Here is a 16,604-nt window from a genome sequence, read left to right as displayed (position 1 = left end):
TTCCTAAACCTGCTTAGAAGTCAGTCATGATCCTGAATTGGTCAATTTCCGGTTTATTAAGGCTGTTGATAAACTGCTCAGCAACTTCCCTGACGTCTTTTGCGTTAGTAATCGCACGGCCCACAACAAGAATGTCAGCACCCTGACTGAGAGCCACAGGCACCTTGTCCAGACGGACCCCGCCTGCAACAGCAACCAGAGTTTTTGGAGCAATCTTTTTGATCTCAGCAATATTGCCCCATGCATGTTCAGTGGCCTCAATGTCGATTCCACGGTGGAGTTCAATGACATCAGGCATGACCTTAAGCTGTTTTAAGACAGAAATTGGATCTTGCTGATTAAGCGTGTCCATGACTGCATAGATGCCTGTCTTATGAGCTTCCTCGATAAGCTTGTCAATAGTGTTGATAGGAGCAAGGGCAGAGACTACAATAGCATCTCCTGCAGCATCAGCAACCATTCTTGCTTCAAGGTTTCCGGTGTCCAGAGTCTTCAGGTCAGCTACTATGAAGGCATCAGGCCTTACCTGTCTGATCTTTGAAATGACATCCATACCATAGCGTTTGATAAGAGGTGTACCTGCTTCGATAATAACGTGATCACTTTTAGGAATCTGGGAGATGGCAGACTGCACAAATTGGATGTCAGGATTGTCAAAAGCAACCTGCAGATAGGGAGGGTCCCAGAGCCTTATAACCTTGAATCCCATGATAGCATGGGTAGACTTGTTGCTTTCCTCCAGAACAGTGTCTATGTCCGGGAAGCCTTTGAGAGCACGCTTGATTGCAAGTTTTGTGGCTCCGTAATTATACCTGTATATCTTGTTGTAATCCTGGGCATCAGGATGAATAAAAACACTGGCTACAATGACAATTTCTTCAACCTGATCCTTTGAGATTACGCCTTCTTCAACTGAGTCTGCTACTGCCTTTGCAACGGCTGACTGAGCAGGTCCGAAAATTTTTCCTGCCTGATCCATATTTTTTACCGTAACCTTCGGAATAATTAGAGTTGAAGGCTTTGGAGGCAAATTGGGCCTGATAACGGACAGGAGTGGAGTATGGCCGACTGAAAGCTGGGTCAGGCCGTTTGCAAAAGCTTGACCTACGGGTCCTCCCTTGTCTCCAATCATCAAATCAACATGGGCAAGTTCTGCACCCTGCCCCATTAAAGCTTCTCCTATTTGAAACATATTTGACCTCGTAAAATGTGATAAATTATATGATACTGAGTATTGATAACGGTATGGATAGCCGTGTACATGGAAATATTTTACTATTAACTAAGGATACGAATAACCCTTTTGCCTGCTAAATGCCAGCCTTATATAAATAATCTCGTATCGCCTCGCAGGTTTTTTCCGCAGCCTGATAGAGCCAAAGAGAGGCACGGAGTTCGATTTTGGAGTTTGACTTTGAAGTTTTCGGAGCCATATTGGAGTTTGACTTCGAAATTTCCGGGACCACAGAAAACTCCCTATTAAAGGAGAATTTTAGGACAGATATCATCAAGAGCGCATGTTTTGCACCTGGGAGAAATGGGCCGGCAGGTATTCTGCCCTAATTTTACAAGCAGGAGATTTATATGTCTCCAATATTTTTGTGGAAAGATCTTTTTTAATTCGATTTCAGTTTCTTCAGGAGCTTTTGTCTCTACCAGACCAAGCCTGTTAGAAATCCTGTGAACATGAGTATCCACGGCAAGGGCATCCTTAAGGAAGGCATGCGCAAGCACGCAGTTAGCAGTCTTCCTGCCAACTCCAGGCAGTTCAAGAAGAGCTTCCATATCGTCAGGAACCCTGCCATCATATTTCTCTAGAAGAAGTCTGGAAATTTCCTTTATTCTTCCGGCTTTAACTCTATAAAAGCCCACATCTTTTATAAGAATTTCAATCTCGCTAACATCAGCTCTCACCATTTCTTCAGGCGTAGAAAATTTCTCAAAAAGCTTGCTAGCCGCTGGATAGGTCACATCATCCCGGGTTCTGTGGGACATCACAGTGGAAATTAGCGCAAAAAAAGGATCTTTAAAGGCATCGTTAGAAGCTTCAGGATAAAGTTCAAAGAGCCTCTTCATGAGTTCATCAATGTCCATGCTCAAAAATCAGTATTCTCTAATATAAAATTAAGGTTCGGAATTGAACCTGGATCAAAGTAAGCTCTAAATTACATAAAAGTCGTGAGAATCAGGAAATTAAAAGTTCTCAGGGAATTAAAAGTTCTGGAAAAAAGATTGGTTTTTAAAGGAAAGCCAAGATCCGGATTCGAACCGGAATGGAATCGCTCTGCAGGCGATTGCGTAGCCGCTCCGCCATCTTGGCATTATGCAAATTCGTTTGGAATACTTTAAAAATTTAGAGCAATAAATTGTTTAAGTAAGAAGCCAAGATCCGGATTCGAACCGGAATGGAATCGCTCTGCAGGCGATTGCGTAGCCGCTCCGCCATCTTGGCATTCTTGATCACGTATTGCTCGTGTAGCTTCAATTAAAGTAATTTCTAATATATAAATATTTAGCTCGAGGCAATCGGTTTTTAAATTTTTACAGAGAACGTAACTAAAAAGTAGAGGGAGTCGTTCTTATAAAAGGATAACCCCCGTAGAAAAGAACCCCAAGAGAGATAATCCTGAGAAAGCAAATATCCATGCCATGAATATGGCCATAAACAGGATTATAAGTAAAGTTGGTAGCAGTATAGCTATTACGGACCTTGCCATGCTTATATCATGGACATATATTCCGCCCACAATATAGAGATATATCCCGTAAATTCCGGCAATCCAGCCGATAATAGGAATCCAGGAAAGTACCAGTACAGCAGTTGCATAAGAAATGAATCTTACAGTGCCTTCGTAACTTCCCGTTCCTCCAAGTATTTTATAAATAACATAGAGTATTGCAGCTTCGATAAAGATAGAAATAATACCTGTAATAGGTGTTATGATCACAGTCATAAGTATCGTGAAAAAGCCAAGCCCTCTCGAACTACCGAACATACCCTCGTACATCCCACCATACGTTCCACCGTGCATCCAGCCCATATACATTCCAGGGCCAAAGAGTACGGTTAAAAGTGCGGCTAAAAACGCGTATATGATGAAACTGATTGCTGCAAAGGTAAGCGGATCAGTATACCCTCCGGTCTTAGGCATTTCTCTGTAAAAGTCAGACGGACTTTGCATTACCTCTTTCCAGGTTTCGATATAACCCATGAGTTACCCCCAATAAGTATAGATTTAATTATTATTTAGATGAATTTATTAAAATGTTCTGATAAGATCCTTTGATCTCAGTAAAATTAAGAGAAATTTCATTATAAGCCCGTAACGGTAGAGGCACATAATATAGAGACCCCCACCGAACACGAACCTGGATCACTAATACAGCACAAATAGCATTGCATTGAATGTTCACGAAAATCAGAAAGCAGACTGGAGATCTCACACACCAGATGCGTCGTCAGTTATACCACATTGGGGATTAGTTACTGCTTCTTCACACTTGCACATGCTCAGTGCTTCAAATATACCTTCACCTACATTTATTCCTTTTAGAGCGCATTTTTCCATTAAACGGTAGTAAAGGTCTTCATTTTCGCTTTTAATAAACTCGCATATCTCAGAAACCATTTCCTGTGTTGCAAATTCTTCCTTTTTGTTTACCCAATTATTAATTGATCCAATTAAGTGCTTGTGTATAGATTTATCGTCCCTGTTCTGATCTATTACACTCATGAAGACGCATTCATTTCTATTCAGAAGCCACTTACCAAGTCTATACCTGAACCTACTCTCGTTATCTTGACTCGTTTTATTTTCATCACTCATAATATATTCCCCACAATAATTAAAGACTTCATGATATTTAACAATTTTAGACGATTTTTATAATATTCCGGATTCGCTAAAATTTAACATTGATTTCGATGGTAGTTGGTTGCTATTACTCAGAATTTGAGACGGTTTCTGTGGTCGAAAAGCCCAAAAACCAGGCTCAACAACATTGTTTCCCCAATGAAAAACTTCAACACTTTCAGGAATTGGTGGGTACATAAAAATATTCATAAACTATAATTATAAATTGTGAAAATTATAATTTCTTTTGCATAGGGGGTTTATTTGTGAAAGGAGATGAAAAGATTATCGAGAGTCTAAACGCTCGTTTGGCCGAGGAACTGACTGCTATCAACCAGTACTTTGTTCATGCTGAGATGTGCGAAAACTGGAACTACAAACTACTGGGCGAGGCAATCGAGCAGCGAGCCATTGCCGAGATGAAACACGCTGAAAAACTAATCGAACGTATCCTCTTCCTGGAAGGAAAGCCCATAGTCAGCAAACTGAACGAAATAACCATTGGTTCCCATGTGCCGAAGATGCATGAGCATGATCTTGAGGCTGAATTAGGGGCCGTCAAAGGTTATAATGAAAGCATTCGCCTGGCGACGGAGTTGGGAGATAACAACACTAAAAACCTTCTCGAATCTATCCTGAAGGAAGAAGAAGAACACGTCGACTGGTTAGAAGCCCAGCTCGACCAGATTGGACAGATAGGTATCCAGACCTATCTGGCACAGCAGATCTATGGATAAGGAAGTTCCTGCTGAATCTATATCTTGAAAAGATTGCTTTTAAGAGGTTCCTGGGGCCATTCATGAGATGCCCTGACTAAAGGGTAAAAAAATTTTCAGTATCCCAGGAATATCTTTCTAAGGAGAGTTATAAGATGAGAAATTGGAAATAGAATTTGTGAATATATTTTTAGCCTTTTTTATTGCTTTCTTAAATCATTAATTCCGCCGATCACGTAAGAATACAAAATATCCTACCAAATTGGCAGCAGTTAGACGATAACGATGCAAAAACATGAGCATTAAAAGAATCAGAAAACGCCTTTATTTCTTATCGCCTTTATTTCTTATGGAAAAAGGCGAATATCTGTTTTTGTAGTCATAAGAAGGTCTATAAAGCAGAATACGAGAAAAAGCGATTCAAAAATGGACTGAAAAAGCGATATAAAATTAATCAAAAACTAATTTTAAAAACAGATCATGAAAAGTAAAGTATTATAAGGTGAGTATGGCAGCGATCCAGAGTTCCCGAAGGCTCGCACACTTCAGTACAGTAAGGAACGCGGGCAGGCTTATCTACTGTGTTCGGGATGGGTACAGGAGTTACACTGCCGCTATGGCCGCCAGACTCAACCTATAAGTGGGATTATGAAATAAAGTCATGTATAGTGCTGCATACTGAATTTCGCCTGGACTTGATTAGGAAAGGAACGGATGGTTAGTTAACGCGGACTGAACACCTCGTTGCCTTGGTGCTTACATCCCGTTTCTATCAAACCGGTCTTTTACCGGAATCCTTAATGAGGTCTCTTTTTAGGTTAGATTTCGAGCTTAGATGCATTCAGCTCTTATTCCGAAGCGCGTAGCTGCCCGGCGATGCCTTGTCAGACAAACGGTACACCAGTGGCGCCGCTGCTTGGTTCCTCTCGTACTAAAAGCAGCTTACCCGCAGACCTCGAACACCTCTAGTAGATAGTAACCGACCTGTCTCACGACGGTCTAAACCCAGCTCACGATCTCCTTTAATAGGCGAACAACCTCACCCTTGGCCGCTGCTGCACGGCCAGGATGGAAAGAACCGACATCGAGGTAGCAAGCTGCCGGGTCGATATGTACTCTTGCCGGCAACGACTCAATTATCCCCGGGGTAACTTTTCTGTCATTTTTGGCCCCCACCAAGGAGGCTCAAAAGTTCGCTAGAGCCGACTTTCGTCTCGTCATCCACTGCTATGCTGAATAACGTCAGGCTGACTTATGCTCTTGCACTCTTCAGTGAGTTTCCGACCCACTTGAGTCAACCATTGCGCGCCCTTGATATCTTTTCAAGGGCGTCCCGCCCCAGGCAAACTGCCCACCTATCGGGGTCCTCTTCGCAGAGTTAGGGTCGTAGTCCCAGAAGGGTAGTGTCCCAATTGCGGCTCCACGGATGCTGGCGCACCCGCTTCGATGCCTCCTACCTACACTGTACATCCAGAACCACAACCCAACGACAGGCTGCAGTAAAGCTCCACGGGGTCTTCACTTCCCCCTAGAGGTCTCTAGACTGTGCACTAGAATGTAAGCTTCACCGGATTCCAGTTAGGGACAGTAGGGCTCTCATTGATCCATTCATGCAAGTCGCCAATTAAGCGACAAGGTACTACGCTACCTTAAGAGGGTCATAGTTACCCCCGCTGTTTACAGGCCCTTCTTCCCGTTGAAACGGGGTTTCAGGTACCTGCACTGAGCAGGATTCAGAGATTGTACTAGCCCTTACGGGTTTGCAATCTCCTATGTTGGTATTAGACAGTTAGAGCCCCCTGGTCACTGCGACCTGCTGTCTTCACAGCAGGCACTCCTTATCCCGAAGTTACGGAGCTAATTTGCCGAATTCCCTTAACTGAAGTACTCCGACACGCCTTAGCCTTTTCAGCTAGGGGCACCAGTGTCAGATCTTGGTACGGACATTTAGCGGCCTTTTCACGGGTCCCTGGGTGCAGCCGACTTTAGCCATTACAGATTCGCCCGCTTCTCGCCATTACGGCTCTCCACGGGGTTCGCTGCTTAGACGGCGCGACGACGCCGCTCGGCCTGCCCTGAGACGTCAGACGGATTGCTAAATGGTACAGGAATATTAACCTGTTTCCCTTTCGGCGTACTCGAATTACGGTACGTCTTAGGACCGACTAACCCTCGGCTGACGATCATTGCCGAGGAAACCTGGCCCCTTCGGCGGCAGGGATTCTCACCCTGCTTTGCTGCTACTATTACCAGGATTTTCGTTTGCGAACGGTCCACAGGACTTTACAGCCCTGCTTCAGCCCGAACGCAACGCCTTCCTACGAGATTACCTTGCGGTACTCCGTGGTATCGGTGGTCGACTTGAGCCCCGTCAATTTTCGGGGCCCCAAACCTCGACTGGTGAGCTGTTACGCACTCTTTGAAGGGTAGCTGCTTCTAAGCTAACCTTCCAGCTGTCTTGGGCTTGGGACGCCCTTTAGTATTAACACTTAGTCGACACTTGGGGACCTTAACCACGGGCTGGGTTGTCTCCCTTACGGACTACAAGCTTACCCCAGCAGTCCGGACTCCGACTTTCTACAATGACGGTGGGTTTGGAGTTTGACAGGCGGGCGAGGGGTTTCCCCCCCGGAACCGCTAATCAGTGCTCTACTCCACCGACGATCTCCAGTCAGGTCATGCTGCGACATGTTTTGGAAGGAACCAGCGGATGCCGGGTTAGATTAGCATTTCACTACGAGACGCAGGTCACACGAATGATTTGCAGATCAATACCGCTTGCGGTCCTCCACGTAGCTTTCGCCACGCTTCAACCTGCCCACGCCTAGATCACCCGGCTTCGGGTCTTACCCCAGTGACTCCACGCACTTGTATACGTCGTGCCTCGCCCGAAGGGCTGCGCACATGTTGCTTTCGCTTCGGCTGCCCAAATATAAGGTTAGCCATTGCCACTGAGATAAACTCCCTGGCCCGTTCTTCAAAACGTAAGATACGACACTGGCAGTGATATTCGTACAACATTCTCGCGAATGTTTCCTTCATATCAGAGTTCCTTTCATGCCGTATCGTTCTATCACTATCAGGTTTCAGGCACTTTGCACCTCCCTTCTCGGGGTACTTTTCAGCGTTCGGTCACCCTACTATTTCGCTATCGGTCTCAAGTAGTATTTAGTTTTGGAGGTTGGTGCCCCCCAGATTCCCGCACGATATCCAACGCACGGTACTCAGGGACATGTTCCGGTCTTTTGGTTTACACATACGTGACTGTCACACTCTACGGTCTGCCGTTTCAGGCAAGTTCTGTTTAGCCGCCGGACGTTTGAACAGCCCTACAACACCACATTTCCCTGTGAAGGGATTCGGTTTGAACTGTGCCGTTTTCACTCGCCGTTACTCACGGTATCTCGGTTGATTTCTTTTCCTGCTCCTACTAAGATGTTTCAATTCGGAGCGTTCCCGATCATTACTGATCACTATGGAGAGGTCCCATTCGGAAATCCCGGGTTCATTGGCTCCTTGCACCTACCCCGGGCTTATCGCAGCTTGGCACGTCCTTCATCAGCTCTTGAGCCGAGCCATCCACCTGATAGCATAATTCCTGTGTATCCTAACCAGGTCCAGAAAGCGTCCAGTATACAGCACCTATACATGACTTCATGTACCTGCGTGTCAACGCAGGCAATCCGCCCTTCCCCGAAAATTTACTTTCCGGGTGCATTTGATGAGTTTGAGTTGATCATGAGATTATGATCGATGATTTTAATGGTGAGGATTTTGTTCGGTTTATCGGCATCTGGGCAGTGGGTTTTTTTGCTTAGGAGGTGATCCAGCCGCAGATTCCCCTACGGCTACCTTGTTACGACTTAACCCCCCTTGCAAAGCACAGGTTCGAACACGACACAGAGTTCGTGCCCTCACCCATACCTCACTCGGGTGGTTTGACGGGCGGTGTGTGCAAGGAGCAGGGACGTATTCACCGCGCTATATTGAAACGCGATTACTACGGATTCCAGCTTCACGAGGGCGAGTTACAGCCCTCGATCCGAACTAAGGATGGGTTTGTGAGATTACCAGCCCTTTTCAGGGGAGGGGCCCATTGTCCCATTCATTGTAGCCCGCGTGTAGCCCGGGAAATTCGGGGCATACTGACCTACCGTAGCCCGCACCTTCCTCCGATTTAACACCGGCGGTCCCCACAGAGTACCCATCATCCCGGAGGACATGCTGGTAACAGTGGGCACGGGTCTCGCTCGTTGCCTGACTTAACAGGATGCTTCACAGTACGAACTGGCGACGGCCATGCACCTCCTCTCAGCGATTCAGGCAAGGTCTTCAGCCTGGCCTACATATTGCTGTCGTCCCCGGTGAGTTGTCCGGCGTTGAGTCCAATTAAACCGCAGGCTCCACCCGTTGTTGTGCTCCCCCGCCAATTCCTTTAAGTTTCAGCCTTGCGGCCGTACTTCCCAGGTGGCTCGCTTCACGGCTTCCCTGCGGCACCAGACACGGTCGCGCCATGCCTGACACCTAGCGAGCATCGTTTACGGCTGGGACTACCCGGGTATCTAATCCGGTTCGTGCCCCCAGCTTTCGTCCCTCACCGTCGAACCCGTTCTGGTAAGACGCCTTCGCCACAGGTGGTCCCACAGGGATTACAAGATTTCACTCCTACCCCTGTAGTACCTCTTACCTCTCCCGGTTCCAAGTCTGGCAGTATCCCCCGAAAGCCTAACAGTTGAGCTGTCAGATTTCCCGGAGGACTGACCAAACCGGCTACGGACCCTTTAGACCCAATAATCACGATCACCACTCGGGCCGCCGGTGTTACCGCGGCGGCTGGCACCGGTCTTGCCCGGCCCTTGCTAACAGGTGTATTTTACACACCTGGACAGCCAGCATATGATGCTAGCACTCGGTGTCCCCTTATCACGGTTTCCCGCATTGTAAAGTTTTCGCGCCTGCTGCGCCCCGTAGGGCCTGGATTCATGTCTCAGAATCCATCTCCGGGCTCTTGCTCTCACAACCCGTACCCGTTGTAGGCTAGTAGGTACATTACACCCACTACTACCTGATAGGCCGCAGACCCATCCTTGGGCAGACGAATCCATTTTACGCATAAAGCATTCCAGCATATGTGCGTTATCCGGAATTATCCCCAGTTTCCCGGGGTTATGCCGGACCCAAGGGCAGGTTATCCACGTGTTACTGAGCAGTACGCCATGTTCACGAAGAACATATGACTCGCATGGCTTAGGCGAACACCGATAGCAGTAACCTCTGGCAGGATCAACCAGAATTGTTAATGTATCGCACACTTCAAAATAAAGATCTTGGTCGCAGAAACTTGCACTAACAACTATCAATTCAGTTATTTCAGTTTCGCGATGATATGTTATGAAAACTCTCACCGCCCAGAATTAACCGAACCGACAAAATCCTCGTCAGTCAGGAAACAACTCCTGACTCCATTAAAAGATGAAAGAGATTTGTGATTTGTATCTACGCAATCAGTTTGCGCAGGGTCATATACAAGGTATTTCTTGTATATAAAGCTTTGTGTTATTCACCTCGACACAATCGCTTGTGTGAGGGATGTATACAAGACATTTCTTGTATATAAAGCTTTGTATTGCTTTCCTCAGAACATTGGAGATGTACGAGGAAGATATACAACGCATTGATTGTATATAAAACTTCTCCTGCAAAGGAGATTGAACAATTTTGAAAGAGGGAAATGAGAAGAGTTAAAAGATTTCAAAAGAGTTGTACTTTCGAATCCTTAACTTTATCCGTTTTTATGAGCCATTGCTTCAAGAAACAATGCCTACAGGCGCCTTCTGTTTCCATTTTTCAGATTCGTTTTTTCGGCACCTTTGAATTCCGTTTTTCAAGTCCCGTTTTTCAAGTTTCGTTTTTCATCCTCATAGATGTTGTGTTACACCTTGAGAAGCAACCCTAGAATGGGGTATCTAGTATATATAATTTTCCGTCGAGAAATTGAAAAACAAAACTTAATATTAAATATAAAAGAACTCTCGTGAGATTTATATACTAGGAATTAACATTCAACTAGATGATTACTATGAATGTAAGAACTGAAAGAAGGGATCGATTTTTACATCGAACCTATGAGGAATAAAAAGGTAACTGTTTTTGACACAACACTGCGTGACGGAGAACAAACCCCTGGTGTATCTCTAACTTCTGCCCAGAAGCTGGAAATTGCCCGTCAACTTGACAAACTTGGGGTAGACATTATAGAAGCTGGATTTCCTATCTCATCAGAAGGAGATAAAGAATCCGTAAAATCTATTTCTAATGACGGACTGGACCTTGAGGTTTGTGGACTTGCCCGTGTATTGAAAAAAGATATTGATGCCTGTTTTGACAGTGATGTAGGACTTGTGCATACTTTCGTCCCTACTTCTGAAGTACAGCGGACATACACCATCAAAAAAAGCCAGGAAGAAGTTATTCAAATGGCTGTGGAGGCTGTCCAGTACATTAAAGATAATGGGAGAAGATGCATGTTTTCTGCAATGGACGCTACGAGAACCGAACCTGAATATCTCATAGAGGTTTTCAAAGCAGTGCAGGAAGCAGGATGCGATATCATTAATGTGCCAGATACTGTTGGCGTTATGGTTCCATCAGCAATGTACAGGCAGATAAAGGACATCGCGACTGAAATAACGATTCCCATTGACGTACATTGCCATAACGATTTCGGGCTTGCTGTAGCAAACAGCCTTATGGCAGTCGAAGCAGGTGCATCCCAAGTTCAGGTTACAATAAATGGAATAGGTGAAAGAGCAGGAAATGCCGACCTTTCCCAGACAGTCATGAGTCTGACCTCAATCTACGGGGCAAAAACAAATATTCACACTGAGTATCTTGTAGAAACCTCGAAAATGATTGAAAACTATACTGGAATCAGGCTGCCTCCAAATACACCTGTCGTAGGTCAAAACGCCTTTTCCCATGAGTCAGGAATCCACAGCCAGGGAGTACTCGAAAAATCCGATACTTTCGAGCCCGGAATAATGACACCGGAAATGGTAGGACACAAACGGCGTATTGTCCTTGGTAAGCATACAGGCAAACATGCAGTCAAGCAATCTCTTGAATCTGCAGGCATAATTAGCAGTGACAAGCAGCTTGATGAAATTGTATCCAGAATTAAGGAGATTGCAAATAAAGGAAAGCACATTACAGATGCAGACCTTTATGCTGTTGCCTCTGCCGTGCTTGGGAAAGCAAGTTCAGAAGAAGAACTGATTAAACTCAAAGAAGTTTCTGTAATGACAGGAAATATCCTGACACCAACTGCAGTAGTCAAAGCAGATATCCAAGGCAAAGAAATCATTGCAGCAAAGACAGGGGTTGGCCCTGTAGATGCCGCCCTCAAAGCAGTAAGAGATATCCTGGGAGAAAGTAACCACTTCAGACTCCAGGAATTCAGGATCGATGCAATTACAGGTGGAGCAGATGCCCTTGCAGATGTATACATAGGTCTCGAAAATGAAAAGGGCAGAGTCGTAACTGCACGGTCTGCAAACCCGGACATAGTTATGGCCTCTGTAGAAGCTCTTGTAAATGCTATGAACCTGCTGTATAAGAGAGAAGAAAAAAGCTAAAATTGACAACTTGGGCTGGCCAAAACAGACTGGCAGGCTCGAGTGCTATAATTAAAAAAACAAAAAACCGGATAAGAGCTGCATACTCATTTTCGGGTCTGTATTCCATAATCATGTGTAAAAAGTAAAATAAAATGAGATGGAATACAGACCCATGCCTTATCCAATTATTGATTCTCATTGTCATCTTGATTTTCCCAAATTTAACCGCGATAGGGAAGAGACTATTCTACGAGCCAGAGAGGCAGGAGTTGTCGGAATGATCAACTCCGGGATTTCCCTGAAAGGCAACCGCATTAGCCTTGAACTTGCGGAAAATAATGAAGATATTTATGCCACACTTGGCCTGAATCCTGATATTGGCAGGGAAGGCGAAGATAAAGAGATAAATGATATTCTTGTCCAGATTGAGGCCAATGCAGGAAAAGCAGTTGGAATCGGGGAAGCAGGACTGGATTTTCAGGACTGCAAAACAAACGAGGAACGTGAGAGACAGACTGCTGCATTCAAAAAGGTAATTGAGCTTGCAAAAGATCTGAACAAACCTCTTATAGTGCACGCCCGAATGGCTGAAGCGGAAGTATTGAAACTTGTCAAAGACTTGGATACGGTAATCTATCACTGCTATAGCGGCCCTCTTGAGACCATGAAGGAAATTGTGGATATGGGATACTATATTTCCCTGGCAACTCTTGTATGCTTTTCCGAACATCACCAAACTCTTGCAGAAGCAGTCCCGCTTGAAAACTTGCTTCTGGAAACCGACAGTCCCTTCCTTTCTCCCCGCAAAGGCAGAAACGAGCCTGCCTTCATAGTAGACTCCGTTCCGGTAGTAGCACAACTTAAGGATATGGAGCCAGCAGAAATTGCAAAATCGACTACTGAAAATGCGCGCAGAGCTTTTAATATCTAAATTATCAGACATAGTGCTCAGACATATTAAAACCAAAGAGTGAACTAACAGTAAGGAAAGTGCAAGGAAAGTTAAGGAAAGTTAAGGAAAGTTAAGGAAAGTTAAGGAAAGTTAAGGAAAGTTAAGGAAAGTTAAGGAAAGTTAAGGAAAGTTAAGGAAAGTTAAGGAAAGTTAAGGAAAGTTAAGGAAAGTTAAGGAAAGTTAAGGAAAGTTAAGGAAAGTTAAGGAAAGTGTAAGAAAGAGAAGTTACGCAGAAAGTGCAGGAAATGGCAGCAAGGAAAAAAGAGAAAGAGAAGTGAAAGAGGAAAAACTATGGAAGTCCGGTATATTTGCCCTACAGCTTACGATTCCAGTGTCTATCTGGTAAATGGGAAAGTGCTGATCGATACAGGGATGAACAGCGACCTGATTATCAAGCAACTGGAGAAATATATAAAGCTAACCGACATCGAATTAATAGTCCTGACACACTGTCATTATGATCATACCGCAGCAGCCGCAGTTATTGCAGAAAGAAGCGGTGCAAAAGTCGGAATACATAAAGCTGACCTGGAAGGCATAAATGATGAATACCTCAGCGTGGCCGTGATTTTTGGGGAGCGAGCTCCTGAGGTCAGGCCCACAATTACATATGAAGAAGGAGATAAAATAGACATAGGAAATGGGGAATACCTGGAAGTAATCCATACGCCGGGCCACTCAAAAGGAAGTATCTGCCTCTATGAGCCTGTTTCAAAAAGTCTTTTCTCCGGAGACACTGTGTTTCCAGGCGGAGGGTTCGGAAGAACGGACTTTGAGGGTTCGGAACCTGAAAAGATGGCTAGCTCAATAGAAAAACTCACAAAACTGGACGTAAAAGCTCTGTATTCTGGACATGGAGCTCCTACAGACAGGGATGGGAACAACCAGATTATGGCTTCGTACAGAATGCTAAAAATGATGATGGGCGAATAAAAGCGAATAAAAATACGAAAATGAGGAGCCTTAAAGCAAATTATGGCCAAAGATACAGCAATTTCAAAGAAGAATAAGAGCTTAAGCTCGGAAAAGCCAAATAAAGAAAGACCGAGCAGAAAACCCAGTTCTTTTGTTCCAAAAAAAGCTGAAGCGAAGCAAAAAACAAAAGAAGAAGCTAAATTAGGCGTAAATCCCAGAATAAAATCTGATAAAACCAAAGGAAAAGAAGCAGAAATAAAGTTCTCAGAAGTAAAGGTCTCAGAAGTAAAGGTCTCAGAAGTAAAGATCTCAAAAGTAAAGTCCCCGACAGCAGTGGGAAGAAAACCAGGGAAAGGATCTGAGACCAAACACAGGAAGAAGGAAAGAAAAGAAAAATACATTTCTTCCCGCATACCTGCATCGAAATTTCTTCCAATGAGCCCTGAGGAAGTGAAAGCTCGCGGCTGGGAAGAACTTGATATTATTCTGATTTCTGGGGACGCCTATATAGACCATTCCAGTTTTGGCACGGCAATAATAGGAAGAGTTCTTGAAGATGCCGGTTTTAGAGTAGGAGTAATCGCCCAACCGCGCTGGGATAGCCCTGAAGATTTCAAAAAACTTGGAAAGCCCAGACTCTTTTTTTCTGTAAGTGCAGGAAATACTGATTCTATGGTCAGCAACCTGACTCCGGGCCTGAAACCACGCGAAAAGGACGTTTACTCCCCTGGAGGCAAAGCAGGGCTTCGTCCGAATCGCGCCGTGATAATTTATTCAAACAGGATAAAAGAGGCATTCCCTGAAGTGCCTATAGTAATGGGAGGTATTGAAGCTTCCTTACGTCGCTTTGCCCATTACGACTATCTTTCGGATAAGGTCAGACAGTCCATTCTGGCTGACGCGCCTGCTGACCTCATAGTCTACGGCATGGGGGAGCTTCAGGTCGTGGAAATTGCAAAAAGACTGCAAGCCGGGGAAGATATCAGAAATATCAGAGATATTCCGGGTACAGTATGGAAGATGGAAGTTAAAGCCTGGAAAGAACTCAAGGAAAGAGCCGAAAAATCAGAACAAAAAGACGAGAAAATAGCTGAGGACGCAGCCACATTTTTAAAGCAATATCTCGAAGTTTCCTCCTTTTCAGAAGTTTCTCAGGATAAAACGGCATTTGCAAAGGCTTTTCGCATTTATTTTGCGGAACAGAATCCTGTTACTGGGAAAGGGGTTATTCAACCTCACCCGAAAACCATAATCGTGCAAAACAGGCCAATGCGTCTCCTTACAGAGGCTGAAATGGACCATGTGTATGAACTGCCGTTCACTGGCGAAACACACCCTTCCTATACTGAACCGGTTCCTGCTCTTGAAATGGTAAAATTCTCCCTTACAACGCACAGAGGCTGTTTTGGAGGCTGCGCTTTCTGTGCAATTACAGAACATCAGGGACGCATGATTGCAAGCCGCAGTATCGAATCTGTCCTGCGTGAAGCAAAAAAGCTCACGGAAAAACCTGATTTCAAGGGCATTATAAACGGAGTTGGCGGTCCAAGCGCAAACATGTATGGCATGGAGTGTAAAACCTGGGAGAAAAAAGGAGCCTGTCTGGACAAATCCTGCCTTTATCCTCGCATTTGCCCTGCTCTGGATACCAGCCACAAAAAACTGCTTGAACTCTTACGCCGCTTGCGCGAACTTCCGGGAGTGAAGCATGTCTTTACAGGTTACGGGGTACGCTATGACCTGGCTCTTAAGGATGAAGAGTACCTTGAAGAGCTTTGCACTTACCATATCAGCGGACAATTACGAATCGCACCTGAACACTTTTCGAGGCAGGTTACAAATGTAATGTGCAAGCCAGGCAGGGAAGTCTACGAGAAATTTACCCAGAAATTTACAGATGTCAACCGGAAGTGCGGCAAAGAACAGTACATCGTAAACTACTTGATGTCAGGACATCCGGGTTGTACCCTTGAAGATATGATAGAAATGGCGGAGTATGTGCGAGACCATGGAGGCTATACTGAACAGGTACAGGACTTTACCCCAACACCTATGACCGTATCGACATGCATGTATTATACAGGACTTGACCCGTTCACAGGCAAAAAAGTATACGTTGCGAAAGGTAAGAAAGAAAAAGCCATGCAGAGAGCCCTTATGCACTACAGGAACCCTGCAAATTACGAGCTTGTATATGAAGCTCTCGAGAAGGTAGGAAGACTTGACCTCGTAGGTAATGCCCATAAGTGTTTGATAAGAAGGAAAGGTAAGTGGTAAAGATAAAGTTGTTCTTATAGAAATTAAAGTAATTCAGTGGTAGTATACTAAAAGTTCTGTAAATTATAATTTGTGATACATAGGCTTTGTTGTAAAAACCTAGGTGAAATACCCATTAATTCTGCCTATATGTTTCTCACTATTTTTTACGTTTGATAGGATCGGTGAATTGTTTCGTATTCTAGATAGTATGAAATGAATGGATTTTGTGAATGCGCTGTACAAATATTTATATTCTGTCAAGTTGACAGATGCTAGACACTTTATAAGCTCA

Annotated in this window: 9 protein-coding genes, 2 tRNA genes and 3 rRNA genes; 5 read left to right on the top strand and 9 right to left on the bottom strand. The window is 44.7% G+C overall.

Annotated elements, in window-relative coordinates:
* Nucleotides 1–13 precede the first annotated feature (13 nt).
* From MSVAZ_RS00425 to MSVAZ_RS00395, 6 genes are all read right to left on the bottom strand, one after another.
* Complete coding sequence (locus tag MSVAZ_RS00425; protein ID WP_048116656.1) at nt 14–1,192, bottom strand: bifunctional 5,6,7,8-tetrahydromethanopterin hydro-lyase/3-hexulose-6-phosphate synthase; 1,179 nt, start codon at nt 1,190–1,192, stop codon at nt 14–16.
* Between the two features lie 287 nt (nt 1,193–1,479).
* Nucleotides 1,480–2,094, bottom strand: a complete 615-nt coding sequence (locus MSVAZ_RS00415; RefSeq protein WP_048116650.1) for an endonuclease III domain-containing protein — start codon at nt 2,092–2,094, stop codon at nt 1,480–1,482.
* A 154-nt stretch (nt 2,095–2,248) separates the two neighbouring features.
* Nucleotides 2,249–2,320: transfer RNA gene (locus MSVAZ_RS00410), tRNA-Cys, on the bottom strand.
* 60 nt (nt 2,321–2,380) lie between these two features.
* Nucleotides 2,381–2,452 (bottom strand) — tRNA-Cys (locus tag MSVAZ_RS00405).
* Nucleotides 2,453–2,579: 127 nt separating this feature from the next.
* A complete protein-coding gene (locus tag MSVAZ_RS00400; RefSeq protein WP_048116649.1) occupies nt 2,580–3,212 on the bottom strand; it encodes a YIP1 family protein in 633 nt (210 codons plus the stop codon).
* 228 nt (nt 3,213–3,440) lie between these two features.
* Nucleotides 3,441–3,827: a hypothetical protein gene (locus tag MSVAZ_RS00395; protein ID WP_048116648.1), complete on the bottom strand. Its 387-nt coding sequence runs from the start codon at nt 3,825–3,827 to the stop codon at nt 3,441–3,443.
* A 293-nt stretch (nt 3,828–4,120) separates the two neighbouring features.
* On the opposite strand from MSVAZ_RS00395, the gene bfr reads away from it, so the two are divergent.
* On the top strand, nt 4,121–4,591 hold the full coding sequence (gene bfr / locus MSVAZ_RS00390) for a bacterioferritin (protein ID WP_048116646.1): 471 nt from the start codon (nt 4,121–4,123) through the stop codon (nt 4,589–4,591).
* 485 nt (nt 4,592–5,076) lie between these two features.
* Here bfr and rrf read toward each other — a convergent pair.
* The 3 genes from rrf to MSVAZ_RS00375 form a co-directional block, all read right to left on the bottom strand.
* Nucleotides 5,077–5,198 (bottom strand): 5S ribosomal RNA (gene rrf, locus MSVAZ_RS00385).
* A 71-nt stretch (nt 5,199–5,269) separates the two neighbouring features.
* Nucleotides 5,270–8,177: ribosomal RNA gene (locus MSVAZ_RS00380) — 23S ribosomal RNA — on the bottom strand.
* 209 nt (nt 8,178–8,386) lie between these two features.
* Nucleotides 8,387–9,864: ribosomal RNA gene (locus MSVAZ_RS00375) — 16S ribosomal RNA — on the bottom strand.
* Together the 16S, 23S and 5S rRNA genes form the textbook arrangement of a ribosomal RNA operon.
* Nucleotides 9,865–10,695: 831 nt before the next feature.
* Between MSVAZ_RS00375 and MSVAZ_RS00370 the strand changes: the two genes are divergently transcribed.
* The 4 genes from MSVAZ_RS00370 to MSVAZ_RS00355 all read left to right on the top strand — a co-directional run bounded on the left by MSVAZ_RS00370 (nt 10,696) and on the right by MSVAZ_RS00355 (nt 16,330).
* Entirely contained in the window at nt 10,696–12,204 is a 1,509-nt protein-coding gene (locus MSVAZ_RS00370; protein ID WP_048116644.1) for a 2-isopropylmalate synthase, read from the top strand.
* A 154-nt stretch (nt 12,205–12,358) separates the two neighbouring features.
* On the top strand, nt 12,359–13,117 hold the full coding sequence (locus MSVAZ_RS00365) for a TatD family hydrolase (RefSeq protein ID WP_232316160.1): 759 nt from the start codon (nt 12,359–12,361) through the stop codon (nt 13,115–13,117).
* Nucleotides 13,118–13,429: 312 nt separating this feature from the next.
* The gene (locus MSVAZ_RS00360; protein WP_048116639.1) at nt 13,430–14,071 is read left to right on the top strand and encodes an MBL fold metallo-hydrolase; all 642 of its coding nucleotides are present in this window, start codon (nt 13,430–13,432) and stop codon (nt 14,069–14,071) included.
* Nucleotides 14,072–14,488: 417 nt separating this feature from the next.
* The gene (locus MSVAZ_RS00355) at nt 14,489–16,330 is read left to right on the top strand and encodes a YgiQ family radical SAM protein (protein WP_048123447.1); all 1,842 of its coding nucleotides are present in this window, start codon (nt 14,489–14,491) and stop codon (nt 16,328–16,330) included.
* Nucleotides 16,331–16,604: the final 274 nt, after the last annotated feature.

This window comes from Methanosarcina vacuolata Z-761 (genome assembly GCF_000969905.1).
Taxonomy (GTDB): domain Archaea; phylum Halobacteriota; class Methanosarcinia; order Methanosarcinales; family Methanosarcinaceae; genus Methanosarcina; species Methanosarcina vacuolata.
Note: the sequence above shows the minus strand (reverse complement) of the source record. Positions and strands in the feature narration are given on the sequence as shown.